The organism is Nocardioides pollutisoli (assembly GCF_040045055.1).
Lineage (GTDB): Bacteria > Actinomycetota > Actinomycetes > Propionibacteriales > Nocardioidaceae > Nocardioides > Nocardioides tweenelious.
The window spans coordinates 2565145-2591801 of the sequence record NZ_JBDZDU010000001.1 but is presented as its reverse complement, the minus strand read 5'-3'; the positions used below and the strand labels follow the sequence as shown (position 1 = coordinate 2591801).

Here is a 26657-nt window from a genome sequence, read left to right as displayed (position 1 = left end):
CCGTGGTCCTCCAGCAACCGTGCCCGTGCGGCTCCGGCACCTCGTACGACGCGTGCTGCGGCCGGCTGCACCGTGGTGCCGCGCAGGCGGCGACCGCGGAGGAGCTGATGCGGTCGCGGTACGCGGCGTACGCCGTGGGCGACACCGACTACGTCTTCCGCACCTGGCACCCGCGGACCCGGCCCGACGACCTCTCCCCCGACCCGGCGACGACCTGGACCGGGCTGGAGATCGTCGGTGCGGGCGAGGACTGGGTGGAGTTCGTCGCGTCGTACGAACGCAACGGGCGGGCCGGCCAGCAGCGCGAGCGCAGCCGGTTCGAGCGGCGCGGCGGCCGCTGGGTCTACGTCGACGGGGACTTCGAGTGAGCGTCACCGTCCGCGAGCGCCGCCCCGACGACATCCCGGTGCTGGCGGCGGTGCTGGCCGAGCAGCAGGCGTCGTCGCACTACCCGGTGCGGTGGCCACTGCCGATCCCGATCGAGGACTTCCTGGTCCGTCCGGGCGAGGAGCGGGCGTGGGTGGCCGAGGTCGAGGGCCAGGTGGTCGGCCACGTCGCGGTCTACGGAGCCGACGGTCCGCTTCGCGACGCGTTCGTCGCCGGCGCCGGCACGGACCGGCTGGCGGAGCTGGCCGTCCTCTTCGTCGGCTCGGGTGTGATCGGCACCGGCGTCGGGGGCCGGCTCATCGACGTAGCCGTCGAGTGGATCCGCGCGTCGGGCCGTCAGCCGGTCCTCGACGTCGTGCCGGTCCACGACCGCGCCCTCGCGGTCTACCTCCGCCGAGGCTGGACCGTGATCGGCGAGGTGCAGCCGGCCTACCTGGGCCCGGACTTCCCCACGCTGACACTGATGACGCTCACCGCTCGTCCTTGAAGACCGGCGGTCGACCCTCCTTGCGGGCCAGGGTTGCCTCCTCGAAGTTGCTGGTGAGCAGCCGCAGGTAGAGCTGCCCGATGCCTTCGGACGACAGGTAGGTCTCCAGCGACGTGGCGGACTGGCCGGCGTGCAGCGACTTCTTGGTCAGCTCGATGCCGGGCTGCGAGAAGCCGGCGACCCGTCGACCCATCTCCACTGCCGCGGCGACCACGTCGTCGTGGACCGACGACACCAGGCCGATCCGCTCGGCCTCCTCGGCGCGCACGTCACGACCGGTCAGCATGATCTCCGCGGCCCGGGTCGAGCCGACCGCCCGCGGCAGCAGGAAGGACAGGCCGAGCTCGCTGGCGGTCAGTCCGTTGTTGATCCCGGCGGCCCGGAAGTACGCCGCGGGCGCGGCGATCCGCAGGTCGCAGGCCAGTGCGAGGCACAGCCCGCCACCGATCGCGGCGCCGTTGATCGCCGCGATCACCGGCTGGTGCAACCGCCGGACCGTGAGCACGACGTCCTCGAGCATCTCCATCGCGCGGAGTGCGTACGTCGGTCGGGTCACGCCGGCCACCCCAGGCGGGACGCCCGCGGACTCCTGGTCGGCGCCGGAGCAGAAGCCCGCGCCGGCACCGGTGATGACCACGGCGCGCACGGCGTTGTCCTCACCGAGCGAGCGCAGGGCGTCGCGGAAGGGCACCATCACGTCGTACGCCATCGCGTTCATCCGCTCGGGGCGGTTGAGCGTGACCACGGCGACCGCCGGGTCGGGACGGTCCACCAGCACGTAGGCCATGGCTGCGACCCTAGGGCAGACTTCAGATGTGTCCATCGACCACGCCGCCGTGTTGACGGAGCTCAACGACGCTTCGGACCGCGACCGTATCGCCCGCGACCTCCACTACCTGGTCGTCTCCCGGATCGACGCGACCAGGATGCTCATCGACCACGCCCGCGAGGAGGGCGCGGCCGATGCTCCGGAGCTGCTCGCCGAGGCCTCACGGATACTCGTGCAGACCAAGGAGGACATCCGCACCGCCGTCGTCGAGTGGCGCCGCTCGGACGACTCCCTGGTCGCCGAGATCCGCGAGGTGGTCGACACGTACGCCTCGCTGATGCACTTCACGCCCACCGTCGAGCTCGTGGGTCCGGTCAGCGAGATCCCCGGCGTGGTCGGTGAGAACGTCGTCCCGGTGCTGCGCGAGGCCCTCTCCAACGTCGCCCGGCACGCCGCCGCCGAGCACGGCTCGGTCCAGCTCCGGCTCGCCGACGACGAGGTCCAGGTCCGCGTCGAGGACGACGGTGTCGGGCTCCCGACCGTGATCGTCGAGAACGGACTACGCCACGCCCGCCGTCGCGCCGAGTCGCTGGGAGGCTCGCTGGAGGTCCGGCCACGGCACCCGCGCGGCACGGTCTTCGCCTGGCGGGCTCCGATCAGCCGAGGCTGACGACCCGATCGACGCGGTCGAGGCCGGCCTCGGCGTGGGTGATCCAGACGACCGTCCGACCGGGCTGGCCGTCGAGGACCTCCGCCGCCAGCGCGTCGGCGGTCGCGCCGTCGAGGTGCGCGGCCGGTTCGTCGAGCACGAGGACCGGCTGGTCGGCGAGCAGCGAGCGGGCGATCGCGATCCGCGCCCGCTCACCTCCGGAGACCTGGGCGTGGCCGTCGCCGAGCCAGCTGTCGAGGCCGTCGGGCAGCGAGTCGAGCCACTCGCCGAGCCGGGCTTGGCGGAGTGCGGTGTCGACCTCGACGTCCGAGGCGGTCGGCCGGGCGAGCCGGACGTTCTCGACCAGCGTCGTGGCGAAGACGTGCGGGTCGTCGTCGACGAGCCCGATGGTGCGGCGTACGTCGTCGAGCGCGAGCTCCGGCAGCGCGTGGTCGCCCAGCCGCACCGAGCCACGGACCGGGTCGACGAAGCGCAGCAGCAGCGCTGCGAGCGTGCTCTTGCCGCAGCCGGTCGGACCCACTACCGCGACCTTGTCGCCGGGCTCGAGCACCAGGTCGAGGTCGTGCAGGACCTCCCGCTCGTCCCACGCCGCTGCCACGCCCTTGACGTGGACGCGGTCACCGTCGAGCGGCACCGGCGCGACGGCCTCCTGGACCGCGGGCGCCCGCGAGGCGAGCGTCGCAAGCCGGTCCTCGGCCGCGCGGGTGCGGGCCGCGATCGCACCGGCATCGGCCAGCGAGCCGGCCACCTCACCCAGGGCGAGCGGCAGCAGGACCAGCAGTGCGAGCATCGGCCCGGGGACCGTGCCGGGCAGCACCAGGGCGGCCACAGCGACCGCGAGGCCCGAGGCCAGCAGCACGAGCGCCCGCCCGCTGGCGAGCCAGGTCGCGGCGGTCACGGTGCGCCGACCGAGGTCGGCGCTCAGCTCGGAGATCGCGTCGAGGGCGCGCGCCTCGGCCTGCCACATCGCCAGCTCGCCGGCGGTCTGGGTGGTCTCGACGACCGCGTCGGAGAGGCGCGCCCGGGTGGCGACCGCCTCCCGCTCGGCGCGGTCCGCTCCCGCACGAGCAAGGCCGTAGGCGGCCGCTCCCGCGGCACACATCCCGAGCACGACCGGCACCACTATTGGTGCTGCGAAGGCCGTGAAGACGACGGCGATCGACGCGCTGATGACGAAGCCCCACACCGGCATCCGCACCCGCAGCTCCTTGTCGAGCACGGCATCGACGTCGTCGACTACGGCGGCGAGCACGTCGCCACGTCGCCGGCCGAGCGCGCCGGGCGTGAGGGGTACGACGGCGTCGTACACCTCGACGCGGCGGTCGGCGAGCATCCGGAGCACGACGTCGTGCGACCGCAGCCGCTCGGCGTAGCGCAGCGCGGGCCGGGCGATGCCGAAGGCGCGCACCGCCACGATCGCGACCAGGAGGGTCAGGATCCCGGGCTCGTACGACGCCTTCACGATCAGCCAACCAGCGGTCGCCGTGAGGGCGACTCCCGACGCGGAGGCCAGCCCGCCGAGGAGGGTCGGCAGAAGGAGACCGCGGCGACGCTCCGTCGCTGGGTCGTCAGGAGCGGGCGAGGCGGCCGTGGTCTCGAGGCTCGCTGGCGCTCGCACCTCGACCACCGCAGTCGGCGTCGGCAGCTCCAGGACCCGGTCGGCGAGGGCGACCAGCGCGGGCTTGTGCGCGACGACGACCACGGAGGAGCTCCGGCCGAGGTCCTGCACGGTGTCGGCGATGACGTGCTCGGTCACCGGGTCGAGGTGGGCGGTCGGCTCGTCGAGCAGCACGTAGGGACGGTCGGCGAGCACCACCCGCGCGAGCGCGAGCCGGGCGCGTTCGCCGGCCGAGAGCGTGGTGCCGTCCTCGCCGAGCACGGTGTCGAGGTCGACCGCCAGGGCGACCCTCGCGAGCGCCGAGCGCAGCCGGTCGTCGGAGGCGTCGGGCACAGCGAGGCGCAGGTTGTCGGCGACGGTCCCGGTCACGAACACCGGCCGCTGCGGCAGCCAGGCGACCTGGTCGCGGGTCGGCCCGTGGACCGTGCCGGAGGTCGGCTCGAGCAGGCCGGCCAGGACCGCGAGCAGGGTCGACTTGCCGCAGCCGGACGGCCCCGTGACAGCGGTGACGCCGAGGTCGGGCAGGTCGAGGCTGACGTCGTCGAGAGCAGGCGTCGTACGCCCGGGCCGCAGCACCGACACGTGGTCGAGCCGCATCGACCCGGGCCGCCGGTGCGGCGTCGCGCCGTCCGCGTCGACGAGCTCGCTCGCGGCCTCGAACGTCGCAACCCCTTCGGCGGCCGCGTGGAACTCCGCGCCGACCCGGCGCAGCGGCCAGTAGGCCTCCGGCGCGAGCAGCAGGACGACCAGCGCCGTCTCGAGGTCGAGGTCGCCGTTCGACAGCCTGATGCCGACGGTGACCGCGACCAGCGCGACCGACAGGGTCGCCACGAGCTCGAGCACCGCCGAGGACGCGAACGCGAGCTGGAGGGTGTGGAGGGTACGGCGGCGGTAGCGGTCGGTGATCGAACGGATCGTCGCCGACTGAGCCTCGGCCCGTCGGAAGGCGACCAGCGTCGGCAGGCCGCGCATCACGTCGAGGAAGTGGCCCGACAGCGAGGCGAGGGCTCGCCACTGGAGCTGGGCTCGGTCGCGGGTGGCGAGCCCGACCAGGATCCCGAACACCGGGATCAGCGGCAGCGTGCAGAGCACGATCAGCGCGCTCATCGGGTCCTGGGTGGCGATCGCGACGAGCGTGACGCAGGGCAGCACCCCGGCGAGCACCAGCGCGGGGACGTAGCGCGTGAGGTAGGGCTCCGCCGCGCTCGCGCCCCGGGTCGCCAGGCCGGCCAGCTCACCGGTCGACCGGCCCGATCCCCCGTCGCGCAGGATCGCGCCGACGACCCGGCGCCGGATGTCCGAGCCGACCACGGCCGCCGCGCGGGCCGCCATCACGTCCGTCGTCCACCCGGTCAGTGACCGGGCCGCGAAGACCGCGACGACGACCGCCGCCCAGGTCCCGACGGCGCCGTCGTGGAGCGCCGCCAGCACCAGCTCCGTGACCGCCCAGGCCTGCCCGACGAGGAGCAGGCTGCCGATGGCACCCGCCACCAGCACGACGGTCAGCGGACGTCGCGCAGGCGCCAGCTGGCGGCGTACGGCGGGATCGGTGGGCCTCACGCGACGGGCTCGTGCTCCGGGATGTGGTGGACCGAGATCCGCTTGCGGAAGATCCAGTAGGTCCAGGCCTGGTAGCAGAGGACGATCGGGGTGAAGATCGCGGCGACCACCGTCATCACCGTCAGCGTGTAGTGCGTGGCCGCGGCGTTCGTGGTGTTGAGCGAGAACGCGGGGTCGGTGCTCGACGGCATCACGTCGGGGAAGAGGGCGACGAAGAGGCCCCCGACGGCGAGCGCGATGCAGACGAACGTGCCCGTGAACGCCCAGCCCTCGCGGCCGGCGAACGCCGAGGCGATGCCACCGACCAGGCACGCGGCCGCCACACCGAAGAACACCGCCGACCACCCGTTGCCGGTGTGGATCTGTGCCCACACCAGGAACGCGACGGCGACCACGGCAGCCACCAGGCCGAGCTTGATCGCCAGCGCCCGCGCCCGGAGCCGGATCTCACCGTCCGTCTTGAGCGCCAGGAACAGCGCACCGTGGGTGAGGAAGAGGAAGAGGGTCACCAGCCCGCCGAGCAGCCCGATCGGGTTGAGCAGCGTGAAGATCGTGCCGGTGAAGTCCTTGGTCTCGTCGATCGGCACCCCCCGCACGATGTTGGCGAAGGCCACGCCCCACAGGAACGCCGGGACGTAGGAACCGACGATGATCGCCCGGTCCCACCAGGAGTGCCAGGCGGCCTCGGGACGCTGGTGGCGGTACTCGAACGCGAGCCCGCGGACGATCAGCGCGACCAGGATCAGCAGCAGGGGCAGGTAGAAGCCGCTGAAGAGGGTGGCGTACCACTCCGGGAAGGCCGCGAACGTCGCGCCGCCGGCGGTCAGCAGCCAGACCTCGTTGCCGTCCCACACCGGGCCGATCGTGTTGATCATCAGTCGGCGCTCGCGGTCGTCGCGGGCCAGCACCGGGAGCAGCATGCCGACGCCGAAGTCGAAGCCCTCGAGGGTGAAGTAGCCGACCCAGAGGACGGCGATCAGGATGAACCAGACAGTCGTGAGTTCCATGTCGTCTCCCCGTCCTCAGTACGCGAACGCCAGCGGGCGGTCCTGGTCGTCTTCACTGCCGCGCAGCGTCGGGTCCGGCGGCTCCTCGAAGGGCTCGACCCCCTTCTTCACGGTGCGCAGGATCAGGCCGACCTCGACGATCGCGAGCCCGCCGTACAGCAGCGTCAGCGTGACCAGGGAGATCCACGCCTCCGTCGTGCTCACCCCCGGGGAGTCACCGTGCGCGGTCGTCATCAGGCCGAAGACCACCCAGGGCTGACGGCCCATCTCGGTGAAGATCCAGCCCGCGGAGTTGCCGAGGAGCACCACGATCGGGGTCGCGACCGCCATCCGGCCGAACCACTTCGACGTGGGCGCGCGACCCTTGCGCGTCAGGAACAGCACGAGTGCTGCGAAGAACGCGCCGAGCATGCCGAGCCCGATCATGTAGCGGAAGCTCCAGTAGGTCACCGGGATGATCGGCGTGTAGTTGCCGCTCGGGTCGTAGTAGCGCGCGCCGGGGTCCTGGCCGTACTCCTGCTGGTACTGCTCGCGCAGATCGTTGATGCCCTGGACCTTGCCGTCGAAGCTGCCGGTGGCGAGGAAGGAGAGCAGGCAGGGCACGGTGATCGAGAACTTCTCGGTCTTCCCGTCCGGGGTGCCGATCGTGAAGACCGAGAACGGCGCGCAGGAGTCCTTGGTGTCGTAGAGGGCCTCGGCGGAGGCCATCTTCATCGGCTGGACCTCGGTCATGATCTTGCCCTGGTAGTCGCCGGTGATCGCGACGCCGAGTCCGGCGATGAGCACGACCCAGGCGCCGAGCCGGATGCTCATGCGGTACGTCGTGCGCTCGGCCTGGTGCTTCTTCGACACGTAGAGCCACGCGCTCACGCCGAGCACGAAGGCACCCGCGGTCATGTACGCCGCGAGGATCACGTGCGGGAACGTCGCGAGCTGGACCTTGTTGAACATCACCGCCCAGAAGTCGGTGAGCTCGGCGCGGCCGGTGCCGGAGTTGTACTTGTAGCCGACCGGGTGCTGCATCCAGGAGTTGGCCGCCAGGATGAACCAGCTGCTCGCGAGGGTGCCGACGTGGACGATCCACATGCAGCCGGCGTGGAGGCCGCGGGGCAGCTTGTCCCAGCCGAAGATCCAGAGACCGAGGAACGTCGACTCGAGGAAGAACGCCAGCAGCGCCTCGACCGCCAGCGGCGCGCCGAAGACGTCGCCGACGAAGCGGGAGTAGTCGGACCAGTTCATGCCGAACTGGAACTCCTGGACGATTCCGGTGACCACACCGATCGCGAAGTTGATCAGCATCAGCTTGGCGAAGAACTTCGTCAGTCGCAGCCACTCCGGGCTCTTGGAGCGCAGCCACAACGTCTCCATGACGGCGACGAGCAGCGTGAGCCCGATCGTCAGCGGGACGAAGAGGAAGTGGTAGACGGTCGTGATGCCGAACTGCCACCGAGCGATGTCGAGAATGCTGTCCACGTGGTCTCCACTCCCCGGAAGTCTTGCTGCGACGGGCCAACGCTACGAACGACGATGCCCCTGACACCCGTGCCGTGGGTCCCCCGGTTCGGGCCAAAGGTCCCCTCCTGCACGCTTGTGAAAGTTTTCTCAAAGTCCGTCGACGGGCTCTGCACCGGGGTGTTCCGTGGGGGTCAGGAACGTGACCCACATGACAGAGTGGGCCCATGGATCTGACGGATCTCGCCCATGCCCAGGCGGCGTACGCCGTCGCGATCGACGCGATCGACGCGCTCGGCGCCGACGGCTGGAGTCGGCCGACGCCCTGCGAGGACTGGGACGTCGCGGGCGTGACCCGGCACCTGATCACCGGGGAGCGGGCCTTCACGACGTCGCTGGGCGGCGTCCGCTACGACCTGCCGGCGCTGGCCGCCGAGGTGGCCGAGGTCCCGGACGACGACCTGGCGTCGACGTACGCCGTCGGCGCGAGCGCGCTGCGGTCGGCCCTGGCCGCCGCCGACCCGAGCACGCCCTTCCCGACCGGCATCGGGCCGATGGCGGCGGCGCCGATCGCTGAGCTGCGGACCATCGAGGCGCTCGTGCACGGCTGGGACGTCGCGGGTGACTCACTCGTCGTCGACGACGCGGCGGCCGAGCGCGCCATCGCGCACAGCCTGGCGTTGATGGAGCGACTGCCCCCGGATCGCACGCCCTTCGGCCCGCCCCAGCCCGTCGCCGACGACGCCCCCGCGATCGACCGGCTCGTGGCGCTGCTCGGGCGCCGGGTTTGACCGACGCACCTGACGTACATGTCGTCCGAACGACCGGATGACGACCTGTACGTCAGGTGCGACGGGAGATCAGCGGCTGAGGAGCACCGAGGAGCCGTGGCCGAAGAGGCCCTGGTTGGCGGTGATGCCGACGCGGGCGCCCTCGACCTGGCGACCGGTCGCCTGACCACGCAGCTGCCAGGTCACCTCGCAGACCTGGGCCAGCGCCTGCGCGGGCACGGCCTCGCCGAAGCACGCCAGCCCACCCGACGGGTTGACCGGGATCCGGCCGCCGATGGTGGTGTCTCCGGCGCGGAGCAGGGCCTCGGCCTCGCCACGCTTGCAGAGCTGGAGGTCCTCGATCCAGTCGAGCTCGAGGGCAGTGGACAGGTCGTAGACCTCGGCGACCGAGACGTCGGCCGGGTCGATGCCCGCCTCGTCGTACGCCGCCTGCCCGATCGACTCCTTGAAGGTCAGCTCCCCCGCGTCGACCGAGGTGGTGGCGTCGGTCGAGAGCAGCGGCATGTCGATCACGGTGTTGGGGAAGGTCGGCGTGACCGTCGAGATCGCGTTGATCCTCACCCCGCCACCGAGGCCGTGCTGGGCGGCGTACTCCGTGGAGCAGAGGACGACCGCGGCCGCTCCGTCGGAGGTCGCGCAGATGTCGAGCAGGTGCAGCGGGTCGGAGACGACGGCGCTGGTCAGCACGTCCTCGACGCTGACCTCCTTGCGGTAGCGCGCGTTGGGGTTCTCGAGGCCGTGCTTGGCGTTCTTGACCTTGACCGCCGCGAAGTCCTCGGGCGTCGCGCCGTAGAGGTCCATCCGGCGGCGCGCGTAGAGCGCGAAGTAGGCCGGGTTGGTCATGCCGAGCAGCCGGAACCGCAGCCAGTCGGGGTCGTCCCAGCGCTCACCGGCGTTGGGCGCGAGGAAGCCCTTGGGGGTCGTGTCGGCGCCGACCACGAGGGCGACCTCCGAGAGGCCGGCCAGGATCCGGGCGCGGGCGGTGTCGAGGGCCTGGGCACCGGTGGCGCAGGCGGCGTACGACGTGGCGACCTTGGCGCCGTTCCAGCCGAGGGCCTGGGCGAACGTCGCGCCGGCGACGTAGCCGCCGTAGCCGTTGCGCACCGTCTCGCCGCCGACGATGAGGTCGACGTCCTGCCAGGCGATGCCGCTGTCGGCGAGCGCGGCGCGGGCCGCGTGCACGCCGTACGTCACGAAGTTCTTGCCCCACTTGCCCCAGGGGTGCATGCCCACCCCGGCGACGGCGACGTCGTGTGCGCTCACTGGTCCGACTCCTCGCCCATCTCGGTGACCGGCTTCCAGCGCCAGATCGTGCGGTCGCCGGTCTCGTCGGCGTAGAGCCTCTCCACGACCAGCTCGGCCTCTGCGCCGACCTTGAGGTCGGCCACGCCGTAGCCGTCGGCGACCTGGCCGAGCACGACCAGGCCCTCCGGCAGCTCGACCGCGGCGAGCGCGAACGGCACGTAGGGGTCGGCCTGGGAGATGTACGGCGGCGGCGGCTGGTACTGCGCGTCGGTGTAGGACCAGATCGTCCCGCGGCGCGACAGCTCGACCTCCGCGAACTCCTCGCCCGCGCACGCGGGGTTGGCGCAGACGCCAGCCTTCTTCGGGAAGAACACCGTCCCGCACGTCGTGCACCGCGACCCGAGCAGCGCCGGGTCCGTTCCGGTGGTGAACCACCCGTCGATCGCCGGGGTCGCCGTCATCAGCACTCCTGAGAACTAGAACGTGTTCTCACTATAGGCGAGGTGCGGCGGGTGGTGCCGCCGGTGGTTGAGGAAGGACGAAGTCCTGTCTCGAAACCCCCCGCAGCCGACGTAGCTGCGTCAGCTGCGGGGGTTTCGAGTGCGGTCGCTGCGCGACCTCCTCGACCACCAATGCTCAGCCTCGGGCGAGGTAGGCCAGCAGGTCGTGGCGGGTGACGACCCCGACCGGCTTGCCGTCCTCGTGGACGAGCAGCGCGTCCGCACCTTCGAGCGCGCCGACCGCCTCGCGGGCCGGCTCGGTCGAGCCGATCGAGGGCAGCGGCGGCGACATGTGCTCGCTGACGCTGTCGGTCAGCCGGGCGACGCCGGTGAAGAGCTGGTCGAGGAGGGTGCGCTCGGAGACCGACCCGACGACCTCGGCGGCCACCACGGGCGGCTCGGCGCGGACGACCGGCATCTGCGAGACGTTGTACTCCTGCAGGATTGCCACCGCCTCGGCGATGGTCTCGCCGGGGTGCGTGTGGACGAGGTCGGGCAGGCGCCCGTCCTTGCCGCGCAGCACCTCGCCGACCGACTGCACGTGCCGCTCGACGCCCTCGACCGGGAAGCCGTACTGGCCCAGCCACTCGTCGTTGAAGACCTTGGTGAGGTAGCCGCGCCCCGAGTCCGGGAGGAGGACGACGATGACGGCGTTCTCGCCCTCGGGCGTGCCCTCGAGCTCGTGGGCGAGCTGGATCGCGGCGTACGCCGCCATGCCGGACGAGCCGCCGACGAGCAGCGCCTCCTCGCGGGCCAGCCGACGGGTGGTCGCGAACGAGTCGGCGTCGGAGACCTCGATGATCCGGTCCGCGACGTCGCGGTCGTAGGCGTCGGGCCAGAAGTCCTCACCCACGCCCTCGACGAGGTAGGGGCGACCGGAGCCGCCGGAGTAGACCGAGCCCGCCGGGTCGGCCCCGACGACCTGCACGGAGGGGTTCTGCTCCTTGAGGTAGCGGCCGGTGCCGCTGATGGTGCCGCCGGTGCCGACGCCCGCCACGAAGTGGGTGATCCGGCCCTCGGTCTGGGCCCAGATCTCGGGGCCGGTCGTCTCGTAGTGCGAGCGCGGGTTGTGGGGGTTGGAGTACTGGTCGGGCTTCCACGCGCCCGGCTGCGACGCGAGCCGGTCGGAGACGTTGTAGTAGGAGTCGGGGTGCTCGGGCTCGACGGCGGTCGGGCAGACGACCACCTCGGCGCCGTACGCCTTGAGCACGTTGCGCTTGTCCTCGCTGACCTTGTCGGGGCACACGAAGATGCACTTGTAGCCCTTCGCCTGCGCGACCATCGCGAGCCCGACGCCGGTGTTGCCCGAGGTCGGCTCGACGATCGTGCCGCCGGGCTGGAGCTCGCCGGACGCCTCTGCGGCCTCGATCATCCGCGTGGCGATGCGGTCCTTCACGGAGCCGCCGGGGTTGAGGTACTCCACCTTGGCCAGGACGATCGGTCCTGTTGCGCCTTCCAGGGAGCCCATGGACTTGGAGAGCCTCAGCAGCGGGGTGTTGCCGATGAGGTCCAGGAGAGAGTCGACGTACTGCATTGACTCAATCTAGTTGCGACCATCACTTCCACGGAAACCCCGTGACTACCGGCTGGTAGCGCTCCGTAGAGTGCAGGCGTGGGGAAAGCCGGAGCTGCTCGGAAGCTGGCCTCTGCCGCTGCGTACGGCGGAGGCGGCCTGTCTGTGCTCGGAGCCGCCCTGTACGGCGTGCTGCGGGTCGAGGCGGAGGTCGCCCGCAAGACGATCGGGCGGCTCGACCACGACCCGCCGGACTCGACCGGGTGGTACGGCCGCGGCCTGCCCGGACCGGCGATCAAGGTCGCGCTGCTGGGTGACTCCAGCGCCGCCGGCTACGGCGTCGACCGGGTCGAGGAGACCCCGGGTGCGCTGCTGGCGAGCCAGCTCGCCGAGCGGGCCGGCCGCCGGGTCCACCTGCGCGACCTCGCGGTGGTCGGAGCGATGTCGTCGGACCTCCTCAGCCAGATCGAGAAGGCGCTGCCGAGCGAGCCCGACGTCGCGGTGATCCTGATCGGCGCCAACGACGTGACCCACACCGTGCGACCCTCCGCGTCCGTGCGCCACCTGTCCGACGGCGTACGCCGCCTCCGGGAGGCCGGGGTCGCCGTCCTCGTCGGCACGTGTCCCGACCTCGGCACGATCAAGCCGATCCCGCCGCCGCTCAAGCAGGTGGCCCGCACCTGGTCGCGCCGCCTGGCCGCCGCACAGACGATCACGGTCGTCGAGACCGGCGGGCGCACGGTCTCGCTCGGCTCGATCCTCGGGCCGGAGTTCGCGGCCGCCCCGGCGCTGCTCTTCGGGCCGGACCAGTTCCACCCGTCGGCGAGCGGCTACAAGTCGCTGGTGCAGGTGCTGCTGCCGTCGACCCTGGCCGCGCTCGGACTGATCCCCGACGACGAGGCGGAGCCCGAGGCCTACCGCGGCGAGGGCGTGCTGCCGATCACCACGGCCGCGATCCAGGCCGTCAACGTCCCCGGCACCGAGCTGGACGGCACCGAGGTCGGCGGCTCGCGCCGCGGCGTACGCGGTCTCTGGGTCGAGCTGCGTCACCGGCGCCGGCACCCCGGCACCGACGGCGAGGCCCCGGAGCAGAACGACGACGACCCGCCCGAGGAGCTCGGACGGGTCGACGAAGGTCAGTAGCAGACGGGTCAGTCGCGCATGATCGCGAGGATCCGCAGCAGGTTGGTGTAGATCCAGACCAGGCTGACGGTCATCGCGAAGGCGGCGCGCCAGCCCTCGCGGTCCGGGATGCCGTTGCGGACGCCCTGCTCGACGAAGTCGAAGTCGAGCACCAGCATGAAGACACCGAGCGCGAGGCCGACGACCGCGAAGATCAGGCCCAGCGAGCCGTCCTCGAAGAAGCCGATCTGGGCGCCGAAGAGGCTCAGCACGACCTCGATCAGGCTGATCGCGACGACACCGAGCATGGCCGCGACGACCATCCGGCGGAACTTGTCGGTGACCTTGATGTTGAAGAACTTGTAGACCGCGAGCGTGCCGGCGAAGGCGCCGAAGGTGCCGATCACCGCACTCATCACCACGCCCGGGTAGGCCATGTCGAAGACCTTGCTGATCGCGCCGAGGGCAACACCCTCGGCCGCGCAGAAGAGGATCACGAGGGCGGGGCTGATCACGCGCTTGAACGAGTTGACCATCGACAGCACGAAGGCCAGCAGCGAGCCGATGGTGGCCGCGGCGATGAGGCCGGAGATCGCGGACGGGTCGGTGTTCTGGTCGACGTCGGGGCTCAGGATCCAGGTCGCGGCAGCCGTCACCATGACAACGGCGAGGGACAGCGCGGTCTTCTGGACGACCGAGTCGATCGTCATCGGGCCGCCGGTGGCGACCGGGGCACTGGGCTGACCGGGCTGACCGGGGTTGCCGGTGCTCCAGGTCGCGGGGTCGGTGTAGCCGGTCGATCCGTAGTGGGGCTGGCCACCGGCCGTGGTGAACTCCTCGGACCGGCGGAACACCGGGTTGTTGCTCTGCATTGGTCTCTCCTCGAGGCCGTGGGTGTCGTCGCTCTGACGGGTCACCTGTACGAGCCCAGTCTAGATGGGCTCACTGACTCCAACGCACCTGTCAGGCCGAACGTTCCCGGCGTACGACGTGCACGGTGACCGGACGTGTGGAGTCGGCCACGACCAGCAGCCGGTGGGCCGACCGCGAGACCACGTGACCGTGCTCGACGCCGACCCGGAAGCCGTGCGGGTAGTGCAGCGGGCTGACGAAGATCCGGGTCGGGGCGTCGATCGAGCGGTCCGGCCGGTAGCGGTAGCGGAAGGCACCGTCGTGGGCGTCGAAGGACATCGCGAGCGGGATCCCGGCCGTGGCCTGGGCGTAGGTGCGCACCAGCAGCCGGAGCTTGCCCTTCTTCACCGACGACGGGTCCGCGTCGTCGCGGAAGAGGCCCTGCGCACCGTCGGCGGTCGTCGGGTCGTTCCAGCGCTTGTAGGCCCAGTGGGTCCAGCCCATCAGGCTCTCGTCGGCGACGTCCGCGTCGATCTCGATCGCGCGCAGGTTGTCGGTCGCACCCCACTCCGACATCAGTGGCACGGCGTGCATGGTGCGCGCCTGCGCGAGGGCGTGGTCCTCGCGGTCACGGCTGAAGGCCCAGCAGTTCTCGACGTCGCTGCCGGGGATCCCCTGCGACTCGAGGAAGACGTCGGGGCAGTAGTTGTGCCACGACAGCCCGAGCTGGTCCTCCCCCGCCACCGGCTCGTAGAACGTGTCGAGCTTCTGACCGCCCGCGAACTGCTGCGGCTCCCACCAGACGATGTTGTGGCGGTCGACCGCGCGGACCGCGGCGAGACCCTTCTCCATGGCGGGCTGCAGCTCGTCGGCGTACGACGCCGGGCAGCCGTTGGCGAGGCAGGTCTCCCACTCCATCCCCATCCACGGCTCGTTGAGCAGGTCGTAGCCCATCAGGTAGGGCTGGTCCTTCCAGGCCGTCGCGCCGATCCGCCACGCGTCGGTCCACCCGTCGAGCAGGTCGTCCTGGTCGGCCCAGAAGTTGTCGAAGACCGTCGACACCTCGGGCGTCCAGTAGCCGGTCGGGAACGGTGCGGTCACCGGCGGCAGGGCGTCGTACGGCGCCGGGCGGTGCAGCGCCCAGTCGGGCACGCCCTCGCCGCCGTACGTCTCGTGCCACTGGTCCTGGTGCATGTCGAGCTGCGACCAGACGTGCCGCTTCGCGAGCAGGTCGAGGACGCGCTGCACCCGGGCGACGTACGTCGGGTCCGCCTTGCCGGGCGCGTCCGGGGTCAGCCCGGCCCACAGCGCGCCGACCCGGGCGCCGTTGAAGCCGTGCCGCGCGAGCCAGCGGGCGTCGCGCGCCTGGAAGCCGGGCCGAGTGTCGGGCGGGGCGTACGGCGCGTGCTTCCAGACCAGGTTGAGCCCGTGGACGATCACCACCCGGCCCTGCGGGTCGACCAGCCAGCGACCCTCGCGGCGCAGCTGCGGGGAGTCGCTCGCGGTGGCGGCGACGCCCGTCGAGAGGACGAGGGCGACCACGAGCGGAAGGAGCATCCAGAGCCTGCGCACGGTAGGGAAACGAGATGGTCCGAAGAAGGTGACTCGCGCGGGCTCGGCGTACGCCAGACTCACGCCCGTGGAGCACTTCGTATTCGCCCTGGTCGTCGGTGGCCGGTTCCTGCTGCCGCTGCTGATCCCGCGCTTCCCGCTGCCCGCGATCATCGCCTGCCTGGTGCTCGACGCCGCCGACCAGACGATCTTCCAGGCGTTCGGGTTCGACCCTCCGGGCTACCAGAACTACGACAAGGCGATGGACATCTTCTACCTGTCCATCGCCTACCTCGCGGCGATGCGCAACTGGGACAACCTCCACGCGTTCGCGGTCGCGCGGTTCCTCTTCTACTACCGGCTGGCCGGGGCGTTCCTGTTCGAGGTGACCCACGAGCGCTGGTTGCTGCTGGTCTTCCCCAACACGTTCGAGTACTTCTTCATCGCCTACGAGCTGTGGCGCACGCGCTGGAGCACCCGGCCGGTCAGCCAGCGCGCCTGGATCCTGACCGCGGCGTTCATCTGGATCTTCGTGAAGCTGCCGCAGGAGTACTGGCTGCACATCGCCGAGCTCGACGTGACCGACACGCTGCAGGACTACTGGTGGGCGTGGCCACTGCTGATCTTCCTGCTCCTGCTGCTCGCCGCGATCCTGTGGTTCGGCGTACGCCCGCGGCTGCCCGAGCCCGACCACTCCTTCCGGATCGTGTCCGACCCGATCCCGGACGCCGTCGACACCAGCGCCAAGCTGGCCGCGATCCACGTCGCGGGCGGCTGGGTGGTCTCATGGATGACGCTCGAGAAGATCGTGCTGGTCGGTGTCGTGTCGGCCATCTACGGGCTCTTCCTGCCGACGGTCTCGCTGTCGACGCAAGACCTCTTCATCTCGATCGGCACGCTGGTCGCCCTCAACGCCGTGATCACGCTCCTCTTCTCGCGCCGGAACTGGTCGATCGAGTCGGCCGGCCTGGCCGTGATCGTGAGGATCGGGGTCAACGTCGGGATGGTCTGGCTGATCGACTTCACCCTCGGTCGGAGCGGGCACGGCTGGACGACGTTCTTCTTCCTCTGCCTGATCAGCCTGATGACCACGCTGCACGACCGCTACCAGCCGGTCTACGCCTACCGGCGGGCGCAGGCAGCCGAGGTGGCGGCGTAGGCATGTCGACCATCCAGGACTTCCTGGAGCTGGTCGACCAGCTGCCAGGCGCGAAGCGGCACGACCGGGGTCGCTACTGGAAGCTCGAGGTCGGGCAGTACACGTTCGGCTACCTGTGGGAGCCGACGCGGACGGTCGGCCTCAAGCAGACCATCGCCGAGCAGCTGGCGCTGGTCGGCGAGCGACCGGACGTGTTCGAGATCCAGTACACGGCGTTCGGCTTCGGCTGGGTCGTCGTCCACCTCGAGGGCGTGGAGCGCGACGAGCTCGCCGAGCTGACCTTCGAGGCCTGGCGGCTCTCCGCGCCCGAGGACCTGGTGGCCGCGCGGGACGACGTACTGCCGCGATGACCTCGTTGGTCGAGTAGCGAGCGCCAGCGAGCGTATCGAGACCTACGGCTGCCCGCGGCCGTGCACGGTGATCTCGCCGAGACCCATGAACATCCGCGCGTCGTCGTGCTGGCCCGCCTGGTGGCGGTTGGAGCGCAGCTCGACCCGGACGAAGCGCACCCGTGGGCCGCGGTCGACCGTGAGGTCGGTGAGGCCGTGCAGCGGCAGCGCCCTGGTGTTGGTCACCAGGGTCCGCCACGGTCCGTCCTGCGTGGCGCTGCCCTGGACCACGAAGCCCTTGACCGCCATCGAGCTGTCGAACCCGCCGCAGGCGAGGTACGGCGCGATCCCGATCGACGTCACGCGCACGGGTCGGGGCATCTTCAGCACGAAGAACTTGCGGCCTCCGACCAGCCCCGTCGCGGGCGTCTGGTGGACCGCGTCCGTCATCCACCCGCGCGTCAGCGACAGGTCGAGCGCGCGCCGCGGCCCGCAGCCGAACTCGCTGTCGAAGTCGGTCCCGTTGTGGTCCACGACGCTGGCGCCGCCCTCACGCGACGCCCAGTCGCGGGCCAGCGGCAGGTCGAGCCGCGTGGTCTCACCCGCGACGGCGAGGTCGTGCTCGACGGCCGTCTCGTGGCCGCGCAGGGCGACGGTGAGCCGGCGGTAGGTGCCGACCGGGACGTCATGGAGGAAGTAGTGGCCGCTCACGGTCGTCGTGGTCGCCAGGCCGGTGCCCGGCAGGGTCACGCGCGCCCCCGGCACCGCGCGGCCGGTGACGCTGTCGGTGACGCGACCGAAGAGGGTCGCGCAGTCGTCGGGACAGGCCGGCGGGACGCTGAAGTCCTCGCGCGGGTGGAAGTCGTTGCCGCCCCGGGTGTCGGCGAAGAAGCCCATCCCGCGTGCGGCGAAGACCGACCAGAGCGTCGCGGCGTCGGCGCCGTCGTACGCGACCTGGTCGGCGAGCAGGATGGCGTTGCGCATGTCGAGGAAGGACGGGTTCGGCGGCGAGAGCTCCATGGCCCGGGTGACGAGGCTCAGCGACTTCGCGGAGCCCAGCCGGTCACGGACCTGCCAGAGCGTCTGCGCCCAGATCTCGCCGTCCTGGTGCACCTCCGGGAAGGTCGTGCCCTTCTTGTCCGCGGCGATGCGGGTGAGGTCGCCGTACGTGTAGCCACCGGGCCCGGCGGTCCCGGAGCCCGCGCATCCCGACGCGACCGACCCGACCGGGCAGTCGAGTGCCTCGGAGCGGGCGCCGAGACCACCGGTCGGGTAGCGGCCGACCAGGAAGTCGCCGTCGCCGGGCAGGTCCGTCTCGAGGCCCTCGGTGACGAGGAAGTCCATGGCGTACCAGTCGCTCCACGCCTCGCCCATGCTGCCGGCCTGGAAGGACTTGAGCGCCGGGACGCCGGTGCTGGTCAGGACGAGCCGACCCGAGAGCCCGTGGGCGTACTCGTGGAAGACGATGCCGGCGTCGTCGGCCGAGTTGCTGTCGGGGGCATTGGTCTTGAGGGCGCAGCGCGCCGGGTGGCTGGCCCAGAGGTACATCTGCATCTGCGGAGGTACGCCGTCCTGCTGGACCGCCATGTTGGCGTTGGTCGCGTGGAAGGTGTTCGGGAAGCCCCCGGTGGTCGGGCCTGCTCCGGGCTGCTGGCAGAGCGTCTTGGCGGTGTCGGCACCGTCGTCGATCTGGGTCTGGACGGCGTCGTGGCCGATCCCCTGCCCGGTCGGGTTGTGGACCTGGAAGTTGCCGGCCGCGGGCGTGAAGCCGATCGGGTCGGCGAGCAGGTGGTCGTGGAAGACGTTCAGGTAGTGGTAGGCCTGCACGGCGGTGTGGCGGAGGTTGGCGCGCCAGCTGAACTTCTTCGTGCTGTCCCAGGTGCAGGGGAAGGCCGTGCTGCAGTGGCGGGCCGTCGTCGTCGTGTCGAAGGTCGTGGTGGCGTCGCTCCAGTCCAGGCCGCTCGTCGCGGGGAACTCCGCGTCGTCGGGCGGAGGAGGACCGGGGACGTAGAGATAGTCCTGGGTGTCGGCGTAGACGTGGCCGTTCTCGCCGCTGAGCCTGGACCCGTCGAAGACCGGGAAGGTCACCGGCTCCGGCGTACCTCCCGACGGGGCACCCGGGTAGTTCTCCCAGGCCGTGCCGTTGCCCTGGTCGCCGTGGACCATGTTGGCGCGCCACAGCACGTCGCCCGAGGACGCGTCGACGACGGAGACGTACGACGCCTCCTCGGACACCCGGGCGTTGACCTGCCAGCCGAGGCTGGCCCCGCCCGGCGAACCGTCGGCGTAGAGCACGAGCTCGGCGCGGTCGCCCGAGCGCCAGACGACGTTGCGCTGCGGACCGGCCGTCCGTGCGGACACCCGCGGGACGCTGACCTTGGTGGCGCCGCCGTCGCGCAGAGCGGTGCGCAGAGCGGTGTCGGCCGGGATCCTCGGCACGACGCTCGCGCGGAGCCCGTGGATCGGCGACCCCAGGACGTTGACCAGACGACCGTCGGCCGCGACGTTGGCGCGCAGCCCGTTGTCGAAGGCCGGCACGCCGCGCACCCGCTGCTGCCAGACCAGGTGGTGGGTGCCGTCGACGTCGACGTAGTCGCGGTCGAGGTGGAGCTGGCCGAGGTCGCGCTCGTCGACATCGAACGCGCTCAGGTGCGCGCGGACGTAGTCGAGGGCGATGTCGGCCGGCGCCTGCGTGCTCGGTCCGGTGAGCGTGCCGTCGAGCCGCGCGACGACCCTCGGCGTACCGGTCACCTGGTCGCGCTGCAGGACACCCTCGGTCCCGAGCTCGGCCCGGAGGCTCTGGTGCGGCGCCGGGGTCGGCGGCAGGGTCGCGAGAGCGGGCGAGCTGACCGCCAGCCCGGTGACGACGGTCGCGATCGCCAGTGCTGCGGGTCCGATGTGACGGGGCATGGCCACCTCCGCCCCGGACCCTAGTGGCGGGATCGGTGCCCCCGCTGGGATTCGAACCCAGACTTGAGCGCTTTTAAGGCGCCTTCCTCTGCCGGTTGGGATACGGGGGCGAGTGTCGCGGAGCCTATAAGCCCGTGACGGCTGCCCGCCCGAGCACGGCGTCGAGCATCGGCTCGGTGAGCCGGCCGGTGAAGGTGTTCTGCTGGCTGGGGTGGTAGCAGCCGAGCAGGGTGACCTCGCGGTCGCCGAGGTGGAGCCGCGCCTCGGCTCCGTGGCCGAACCGCGGCTTGGGGCGAGTCCCCTGCCAGCCGATGGCGGAGTACGAGCGCAGGGTGGCGTCCCAGCCGTAGGCACCGAGGGCGACGACGACCCTCACGTGGTCGACGAGGAGCCCGAGCTCGGCCTCGATCCAGGGCGCGCAGGTGTCGCGCTCGGTGACGGTCGGCTTGTTCTGCGGCGGTGCGCAGCGCACGGTCGCGACCATCCGGGTGTCGATCAGCTCCTGGCCGTCGGCCGCGTGGGTGCTGGTGGCGATCCGGGCCAGGCCGACCCGGTGGAGGCTCGCGAAGAGCCAGTCGCCGCTGCGGTCGCCGGTGAAGACGCGGCCGGTGCGGTTGGCGCCGTTGGCGGCCGGGGCGAGGCCGACGACCAGGACCCGCGGCGTGGTCGAGCCCCAGCCCGGGATCGGCCGGCCCCAGTAGGGCTCGGCGGCGTACGACGCCCGCTTGTCGCGGGCCACGTCCTCGCGCCAGCGCACCAGGCGCGGGCACGCGCGACAGACCGAGACGCGGGCGTCGAGCTCGGCCAGGTCGGTGCCGCGCGCGAGGCGACGTACCTGCGCAGGCGTGCCGGCGACCGGTGTCTCCGCGGTGGCGGGGTCCCCCGGCCAGCCCGTCCCGGGTGGCACGGGTGACGGGTAGGGGTCCCCGGTGGCGGGGTGCGGGAGCGGCGTCGGGGTAGTCACGGACGATCGGACCCATTACTCATCAGTAGACCGACCCTTTCGTCCGTGACTACCCCGCCGATGCGATCGACCACGCGATCCCGTCCAGGATGTCGGAGTCGGAGACGACGAGGGTGGTGGCGGGGGTACGGCGCAGGATCCGGTGGAGGATCAGCACGCCGGCACCGATCACGTCCGCACGACCGGGGTGCATGGACGGGAGCGCACGGCGTTCGGCGACGGTCATCGCGAGCAGCCGCTCGACGGTGGCGTGGACGTCGGCGACGGGGAGCACCAGCTGGTCGACGTCGGAGCGGGAGTAGGCCGGGAGGTCGAGCGCGACGGCCGCGAGCTGGGTGACCGTGCCGGCCACACCCACCACGGTCCCGGCCGACGACGGCGAGACCGGGCAGGCGTCGAGGTGGGCGTCGATGTCGGCGACGCAGGCCGCGACCTCGTCGGCCGTCGGCGGGTCGGAGTGGAGGTGGCGCTCGTGGAGCCGCACCGAGCCGATGTCCATGGAGTACGCCGCGTCCGGGGCCGACGAGCCCAGGATCAGCTCGGTCGAGCCGCCGCCGATGTCGATCACCAGCACCGGCAGGGACGGGGTCTCTCGCAGGTTGCGCACGGCACCGTCGAACGAGAGCGCTGCCTCGACGTCGCCGGAGACGACCTCCGGCTCGACCCCCAGGCGCGAGCGCACGCCGGCCACGAAGTCCGCGGCGTTCGAGGCGTCCCGCGAGGCCGAGGTCGCGACGAACCGCACCCGCGAGGGTGGCACCTCGTAGCGGCGGATCAGCTCGGCGTACTCATCGATCGCGGCGAACGCCCGCACCAGCGCCTCGTCGGCGATCCGGCCGGTCCGGTCGAGGTCCTGGCCGAGGCGGACCATCCGCATCTCGCGGACGTCCACATCGGGCAGCGCACCGATCAGCAGCTTGATCGTGTTGGTGCCGCAGTCGATGGCGGCTACTCGCTCGGCTGGACGCACGGCCCGGACTCCCACCACGCGCCGAGCAGCTCGAGCACCTCGTCGCCGAGCGGGTTGACGCCCGGACCCATCGCGAGCGACTGCCCGGCCAGCACGTGGAGGCACTTGACCCGGTCGGGCATGCCTCCCGCGGAGATGCCCTCGATCTCGGGCACCGAGCCGAGGCTGGCCCGGAGCTCCAGGTAGCGCTCGTGCGCCGCCCGGTACGCCGCAGCGAGCTCCGGGTCGTCGGCGAGGCGGTCCTGCATCTCCTTCATCAGCCCCGAGCCCTCGAGCGTGCCGATCCGCGACGCGGCTCGCGGGCAGGTCAGGTAGAAGGTGGTCGGGAACGGCGTGCCGTTCGGCAACCGCGGCTCGGTGGTGACCACGTCGGGGTTGCCGCACGGGCAGCGGTGCCCGATCGCGTGGATCGCCCGCGGCTCGCGGCCGAGCTGGGCTTCGATGGCGGACTCGTCGGCTGGGTCGATCACGCCGTCATCATCCCAGGGTCAGTCGTTCGGGCCGATCTTGGTCATCGGGTCGGGCTCGTCGGAGGCCTTCGGAGGGTCGCCGGCCAGCTCGACGGACTTCCACGCGGTGGACCACCACGCGGTCGGCTCCTTCTTCGTGACCGTCGTCGGGTCGCTGAGCTTGTTGGTCTGCTCGATCGGCTTGCCGTCGGCGTCGAGGACGGTGTACGTCGTCTCGCCGGGCATCACGTAGTTGAGCTCGCGGGCCTGCTGGCGGACGAACGCGGGATCCTGCCAGCGCTGCTTCTCGCGCTCGAGGTCGTCGATCGACGCCTCGCGCAGCGCGATCTGGTCCTTGAGGTCACTGATGTGCGAGCGCTGCTGCAGGTAGGCCTTCATCGACGACGCGTAGGAGATCGTCAGCAGGGCGAGCACCAGCACGAGCACCATCGCCCGACCGGTCAGCCGGGACGGTCGCCGGCCGGCGACGGCAGCGCCGCCCGCGACGGGTGCGCGGACCGCTCGCTGGGAGCCGGTGTCCCGCCCGGGGCCGGTGCGGCCACGGGGTCGCGCGCCGCGTGGCGGCGTACGACGAGACTCCGAGGGCATGTGTCCTAGGGTCGCTCAGCCGAGGTAGCGCGGGAACGCCGACGCGCCGGAGTAGCGCGCTGCATCTCCCAATTCGTCCTCGATGCGCAGCAGCTGGTTGTACTTCGCCACCCGGTCGGAGCGTGCCGGAGCACCCGTCTTGATCTGGCCGCAGTTCACCGCGACAGCCAGGTCGGCGATCGTGGTGTCCTCGGTCTCGCCCGAGCGGTGGCTCATCATGCAGCGGTAGCCGTTGCGGTGCGCGAGCTCGACGGAGTCGAGGGTCTCGGTCAGCGAGCCGATCTGGTTGACCTTCACCAGCAGCGCGTTGGCCTGGCCGCCCTCGATGCCGCGCTGGAGCCGCTCGACGTTGGTGACGAAGAGGTCGTCGCCGACGATCTGGGTCTTGCTGCCGATCTGGTCGGTGATCGCCTTCCAGCCGTCCCAGTCGTCCTCGTCGAGCGGGTCCTCGATCGAGACGATGGGGTACGACGCGACCAGCTCGGCGTAGTAGGCCGACATCTCCTCGGCCGACTTGGTGCCGCCCTCGAAGTGGTAGCTGCCGTCCCGGTAGAACTCCGACGCCGCGACGTCCATCGCCAGGGCGATGTCCTTGCCGAGGGTGAGCCCCGCGGCCGACACGGCCTCCGCGATCAGGTCGAGCGCGGCGCGGTTGCTGTCGAGGTTCGGCGCGAAGCCGCCCTCGTCGCCGAGGCCGGTGGAGAGGCCCTTCTTCTTCAGCACCGACTTGAGCGCGTGGTAGACCTCCGCGCCGGAGCGCAGCGCCTCGCGGAAGGTCGGGGCACCGATCGGCGCGATCATGAACTCCTGCACGTCCACGTTGGAGTCGGCGTGCGAGCCGCCGTTGAGGATGTTCATCATCGGCACCGGCAGCAGGTGGGCGTTGGGCCCGCCGACGTAGCGGTAGAGCGGCAGGCCGGCGGAGTCGGCGGCGGCGCGGGCGACGGCGAGCGAGACACCGAGGATCGCGTTGGCGCCGAGGTTGGCCTTGTTGGGCGTGCCGTCGAGCTCGAGCATCGTCTGGTCGACGAGCCGCTGGTCGTCAGCGGCGAGACCCTCGACCGCAGGCGCGATCGTCTGGATCACCGCGGCGACGGCCTTCTCGACGCCCTTGCCGCCGTAGCGGTCACCGCCGTCGCGGAGCTCGACCGCCTCGAACGCACCGGTGGACGCGCCACTGGGCACCATGGCCCGTGCGAACGCACCGTCGTCGAGCAGGACCTCGACCTCGACGGTGGGGTTGCCTCGGGAGTCGAGGATCTCGCGGGCGCCGACAGCTTCGATGGATGCCATGCCACCCAGCCTAGTGGGATCGGACGTGCGCGATCAGGCGAGGTCGGCCGCTGGGAACGAGACCGCCATCGTGGTCCCGCTCCCGGTGTCGTTGTCGCGTGCGGTGGCGGTGCCGCCGTGCCGCTCGACGATCCGCTTGACGATCGACAGCCCGAGGCCGGTGCCGCGGTAGCCGTCCTGGTGGGCGCGGTGGAAGGTGTCGAAGACGCTCTCGTGCTGGCCGTCCGGGATGCCGATCCCGTTGTCGCTGACCTCCACCTCCACCATGTCGTCGACGACCCGGCCGCGCACCTGGATCCGGGGCTGGACGCCGGGCGCGACGTACTTCACCGAGTTGCCGATCAGGTTGTCGACGACCTGCCGCAGCAGCACCGGCTCCGCGAGGACCGCGGGCAGTGCGCCCACGGTGATCACGGGCGGCTCCTCCTCCCGGACCCGGCTCGCGTCGACCCGCGCTCGCGCGACGTCCTGCGCCAGGGCCTGGAGGTCGCACCGGACGGGCGTGATCTTGAGGTCCCGAGCGGTCGTGTAGGCGAGCAGGTCGCCGATCAGGTGCTGCATCCGCTGCGCGGCGCGCTGGATCCGGTCGAGATGGTCGACCTGCCGGTCGGGGGGTACGACGATCCCGGCGCGGGCCGACTCGAGCAGCGACTCGGACCAACCCTCCACGACCGTGAGCGGGTTGAGGAGGTCGTGGGCGACGACACCGGCGAACGACGCCAGCTCGTCGCGCTCGCGGCGGTCGGCCGTCACGTCGTGGAAGACCACCACCACGAGGGGCGGGTCGCTGGCGGGGATCGGCCGAGACGTCACCTGGAGCGTCCGCCCGTCGGGCGCGGCCCGGTTGCGGACGACCAGGTCGACCGCCTCCACCTCCTCGCCCGTGAGGGCACGGAGGAAGAGCCCGTCGTCGCGCGCCATCGGGGTGCCGTCGGCGTAGAAGATGCCCGTCCGTCCGCTCGCGACGCGGCCGTCGGCATCGAGGCTGGGACCGCCTACCAGGTGAGTGGCGGCCGGGTTGCGGAGCACGAGGCGGCCGGTGCCGTCGAGCACGCTGACGCCGTCGGCCATCGTGTCGAGGATCGTGCGCATCATCGTCGCCTGGGCGGTGGCGGCGTCCTCCGCGGCGACCAGCCGCTGGTTGAGGTCGAGGCTCTCGTAGCGCCCGACCGACAGCGCGAGGGTGAGCACGACGACGACCGCGACGTAGGCCTGGACGACGAGCACCTGGGAGTCCGGGTCGGCGATCTCCGCGAAGGGGCCCTGCCCCACCACCGTGCACACGACGACCCCGGTCGCCAGCAACAGGGCGTGCAGGTCGGCGACCCAGGGCGAGAAGCGGGTGCCGGCCCACACCGAGGTCGCGAGGAGGAGGAAGGGCACCGGAAGCGTGTCGTTGACCCCGAACACCAGCCACCCGGCGATGAAGGTGACGACGCCCAGCACGAGGAACTCGATGGTGCTGCCGCGATAGGGGCCGATCGCCCGGGGAGTGCGGCCGGGCACGCGCGAGCGCGCGGCGTTCCGGGCCAGCAGCGAGAGCGGGAAGATGGCGACGATCCCGATCGAGTTGCGCAGCGTCCACGCGCCGATCAGGCTCCACTCCGCGTCGCCGGAGGCGATGGCTCCCGTAGGCCCGACCAGCGACGAGACCGCAGCGGCCGCGGCGGCGGCCGCCAGCAGCTGACCGAGGTCGCGCAGCCGCTGGACGCCCGCCGGCGGGTCGTCGCCGAACCCCCACCAGTCCGGTCGCCACCGGCTGATCAGCACGCCGAACACCAGGGCCTGCACGGCGGTGCCGATCGCCGGCGCGAGCGCGACGCCCGCCGAGGTGCCGGTCAGGACGTAGACCACCCAGGCGAGCACGACGAGGCAGACCGTGTCGACGACGATCCACCGCCGCCACCCGGTGACCGCCAGCCACGCTGCGGCCACTCCGGCAGCCGGCCAGACCAGCGCCACGTTGCTTCCCGACACCACCGCCTGCCGCCCGAGGTAGGCCGCCACGACGAAGTACGCCGCGAACGCACCCAGGTCGAGGAGGCGCACCCGGAGGGTCATCACCGCTCCCCGCTCGCCTCCAGCGCTCTCCGGGCGGCTGCCCGGAGGTCATCGGGGTTGAACGGCTTGGCGATCCGCTCGTGACCGGTGTTCTCGATCCGGGTGATGACCTCGCCGGTCCACTGCACCGTCACGAAGACGGCGGGGACGTCCGGCCAGAAGCCGGCGATCTCGCCCAGGAGCGTGACGCCGTCGGTGTCAGGGAGGGCGTAGTCCATCAGCACCAGGTCGGGCCGGTAGTCGGGCTCCTCGTCGCGGAGCGCCCGCAGCCGGCGGGCATCGGTGACCCCACGCAGCTCGTGACCGTCGTGCAGCATGCAGTGTGCGATCCAGTCGCGCACGTCGACATCGTCCTCAACGATCAGTACCCGAGCCACAGCAAGGGACCT

Annotated in this window: 24 protein-coding genes and 1 tRNA gene; 7 read left to right on the top strand and 18 right to left on the bottom strand. The window is 71.6% G+C overall.

Features of this window, described 5'->3' with window-relative positions:
* Positions 1-2 precede the first annotated feature (2 nt).
* Positions 3-368, top strand: a complete 366-nt coding sequence (locus tag ABLE68_RS12635) for a YchJ family protein (RefSeq protein ID WP_348871752.1) — start codon at positions 3-5, stop codon at positions 366-368.
* The gene (locus ABLE68_RS12630) at positions 365-874 is read left to right on the top strand and encodes a GNAT family N-acetyltransferase (RefSeq protein ID WP_348871750.1); all 510 of its coding nucleotides are present in this window, start codon (positions 365-367) and stop codon (positions 872-874) included. Before ABLE68_RS12635 ends, ABLE68_RS12630 begins: the two co-directional genes overlap by 4 nt.
* On the opposite strand, the gene ABLE68_RS12625 is transcribed toward ABLE68_RS12630, so the two are convergent.
* A complete protein-coding gene (locus ABLE68_RS12625; protein ID WP_348871749.1) occupies positions 858-1661 on the bottom strand; it encodes an enoyl-CoA hydratase in 804 nt (267 codons plus the stop codon). The genes ABLE68_RS12630 and ABLE68_RS12625 overlap by 17 nt on opposite strands.
* Before the next feature lie 28 nt (positions 1662-1689).
* Between ABLE68_RS12625 and ABLE68_RS12620 the strand changes: the two genes are divergently transcribed.
* Positions 1690-2313, top strand: coding sequence for a sensor histidine kinase (locus tag ABLE68_RS12620; RefSeq protein WP_348871748.1), 624 nt, complete (start codon positions 1690-1692; stop codon positions 2311-2313).
* Here the strand turns inward: ABLE68_RS12620 and cydD are convergent.
* Genes cydD through ABLE68_RS12605 form a run of 3 tightly spaced genes read right to left on the bottom strand, consistent with a single transcriptional unit; the run spans position 2300 to position 7971 of the window.
* On the bottom strand, positions 2300-5491 hold the full coding sequence (gene cydD / locus ABLE68_RS12615; protein WP_348871747.1) for a thiol reductant ABC exporter subunit CydD: 3192 nt from the start codon (positions 5489-5491) through the stop codon (positions 2300-2302). The two genes, ABLE68_RS12620 and cydD, sit on opposite strands and share 14 nt — an antisense overlap.
* Positions 5488-6498 carry a cytochrome d ubiquinol oxidase subunit II gene (gene cydB, locus ABLE68_RS12610; protein WP_348871746.1) on the bottom strand — a complete coding sequence of 337 codons (1011 nt, stop codon included), beginning with the start codon at positions 6496-6498 and terminating at the stop codon, positions 5488-5490. Before cydB ends, cydD begins: the two co-directional genes overlap by 4 nt.
* Positions 6499-6513: 15 nt before the next feature.
* A complete protein-coding gene (locus tag ABLE68_RS12605) occupies positions 6514-7971 on the bottom strand; it encodes a cytochrome ubiquinol oxidase subunit I (protein ID WP_348871745.1) in 1458 nt (485 codons plus the stop codon).
* A gap of 206 nt (positions 7972-8177) precedes the next feature.
* On the opposite strand from ABLE68_RS12605, the gene ABLE68_RS12600 reads away from it, so the two are divergent.
* Entirely contained in the window at positions 8178-8741 is a 564-nt protein-coding gene (locus ABLE68_RS12600) for a TIGR03086 family metal-binding protein (RefSeq protein WP_348871743.1), read from the top strand.
* 69 nt (positions 8742-8810) lie between these two features.
* Here the strand turns inward: ABLE68_RS12600 and ABLE68_RS12595 are convergent, their stop codons facing one another.
* From ABLE68_RS12595 to ABLE68_RS12585, 3 genes are all read right to left on the bottom strand, one after another.
* Positions 8811-10004: a lipid-transfer protein gene (locus ABLE68_RS12595; protein ID WP_348871740.1), complete on the bottom strand. Its 1194-nt coding sequence runs from the start codon at positions 10002-10004 to the stop codon at positions 8811-8813.
* A complete protein-coding gene (locus tag ABLE68_RS12590; RefSeq protein ID WP_348871739.1) occupies positions 10001-10447 on the bottom strand; it encodes a Zn-ribbon domain-containing OB-fold protein in 447 nt (148 codons plus the stop codon). The genes ABLE68_RS12595 and ABLE68_RS12590 overlap by 4 nt, the downstream gene beginning before the upstream one ends.
* Positions 10448-10622: 175 nt before the next feature.
* Positions 10623-12020 (bottom strand): cystathionine beta-synthase, encoded by a 1398-nt coding sequence (locus ABLE68_RS12585; RefSeq protein WP_348871737.1) that lies wholly within the window; start codon positions 12018-12020, stop codon positions 10623-10625.
* Between the two features lie 78 nt (positions 12021-12098).
* Between ABLE68_RS12585 and ABLE68_RS12580 the strand changes: the two genes are divergently transcribed.
* Positions 12099-13142: an SGNH/GDSL hydrolase family protein gene (locus ABLE68_RS12580; protein WP_348871736.1), complete on the top strand. Its 1044-nt coding sequence runs from the start codon at positions 12099-12101 to the stop codon at positions 13140-13142.
* 8 nt (positions 13143-13150) lie between these two features.
* Here ABLE68_RS12580 and ABLE68_RS12575 read toward each other — a convergent pair whose 3' ends face one another.
* Together ABLE68_RS12575 and ABLE68_RS12570 are read right to left on the bottom strand one after the other, a co-directional pair.
* Positions 13151-14038, bottom strand: a complete 888-nt coding sequence (locus ABLE68_RS12575; protein WP_348871735.1) for a Bax inhibitor-1/YccA family protein — start codon at positions 14036-14038, stop codon at positions 13151-13153.
* Positions 14039-14084: 46 nt separating this feature from the next.
* Positions 14085-15530, bottom strand: coding sequence for a cellulase family glycosylhydrolase (locus ABLE68_RS12570; RefSeq protein ID WP_348871733.1), 1446 nt, complete (start codon positions 15528-15530; stop codon positions 14085-14087).
* An 82-nt stretch (positions 15531-15612) separates the two neighbouring features.
* Between ABLE68_RS12570 and ABLE68_RS12565 the strand changes: the two genes are divergently transcribed.
* Both ABLE68_RS12565 and ABLE68_RS12560 read left to right on the top strand, forming a co-directional pair.
* Positions 15613-16683, top strand: a complete 1071-nt coding sequence (locus tag ABLE68_RS12565) for a hypothetical protein (protein ID WP_348871732.1) — start codon at positions 15613-15615, stop codon at positions 16681-16683.
* Positions 16684-16685: 2 nt separating this feature from the next.
* Positions 16686-17033: an MmcQ/YjbR family DNA-binding protein gene (locus ABLE68_RS12560; protein ID WP_348871731.1), complete on the top strand. Its 348-nt coding sequence runs from the start codon at positions 16686-16688 to the stop codon at positions 17031-17033.
* Positions 17034-17075: 42 nt separating this feature from the next.
* Here the strand turns inward: ABLE68_RS12560 and ABLE68_RS12555 are convergent, their stop codons facing one another.
* The 9 genes from ABLE68_RS12555 to ABLE68_RS12515 form a co-directional block, all read right to left on the bottom strand.
* A complete protein-coding gene (locus tag ABLE68_RS12555; protein WP_348871729.1) occupies positions 17076-19922 on the bottom strand; it encodes a M36 family metallopeptidase in 2847 nt (948 codons plus the stop codon).
* 36 nt (positions 19923-19958) lie between these two features.
* Positions 19959-20032, bottom strand: a tRNA-Leu gene (locus tag ABLE68_RS12550).
* A 14-nt stretch (positions 20033-20046) separates the two neighbouring features.
* Entirely contained in the window at positions 20047-20886 is an 840-nt protein-coding gene (locus ABLE68_RS12545; protein ID WP_348871727.1) for a uracil-DNA glycosylase, read from the bottom strand.
* 49 nt (positions 20887-20935) lie between these two features.
* A complete protein-coding gene (locus ABLE68_RS12540; protein ID WP_348871726.1) occupies positions 20936-21856 on the bottom strand; it encodes a Ppx/GppA phosphatase family protein in 921 nt (306 codons plus the stop codon).
* Positions 21835-22326 (bottom strand): DUF501 domain-containing protein, encoded by a 492-nt coding sequence (locus ABLE68_RS12535; protein ID WP_348871724.1) that lies wholly within the window; start codon positions 22324-22326, stop codon positions 21835-21837. Before ABLE68_RS12535 ends, ABLE68_RS12540 begins: the two co-directional genes overlap by 22 nt.
* A gap of 18 nt (positions 22327-22344) precedes the next feature.
* Positions 22345-22914 carry an FtsB family cell division protein gene (locus ABLE68_RS12530; protein ID WP_348871723.1) on the bottom strand — a complete coding sequence of 190 codons (570 nt, stop codon included), beginning with the start codon at positions 22912-22914 and terminating at the stop codon, positions 22345-22347.
* Positions 22915-22929: 15 nt separating this feature from the next.
* Complete coding sequence (gene eno / locus ABLE68_RS12525; RefSeq protein WP_348871722.1) at positions 22930-24207, bottom strand: phosphopyruvate hydratase; 1278 nt, start codon at positions 24205-24207, stop codon at positions 22930-22932.
* A gap of 33 nt (positions 24208-24240) precedes the next feature.
* Positions 24241-26268, bottom strand: a complete 2028-nt coding sequence (locus ABLE68_RS12520) for an ATP-binding protein (protein WP_348871721.1) — start codon at positions 26266-26268, stop codon at positions 24241-24243.
* A complete protein-coding gene (locus tag ABLE68_RS12515; protein WP_348871720.1) occupies positions 26268-26645 on the bottom strand; it encodes a response regulator in 378 nt (125 codons plus the stop codon). The genes ABLE68_RS12520 and ABLE68_RS12515 overlap by 1 nt, the downstream gene beginning before the upstream one ends.
* Positions 26646-26657: the final 12 nt, after the last annotated feature.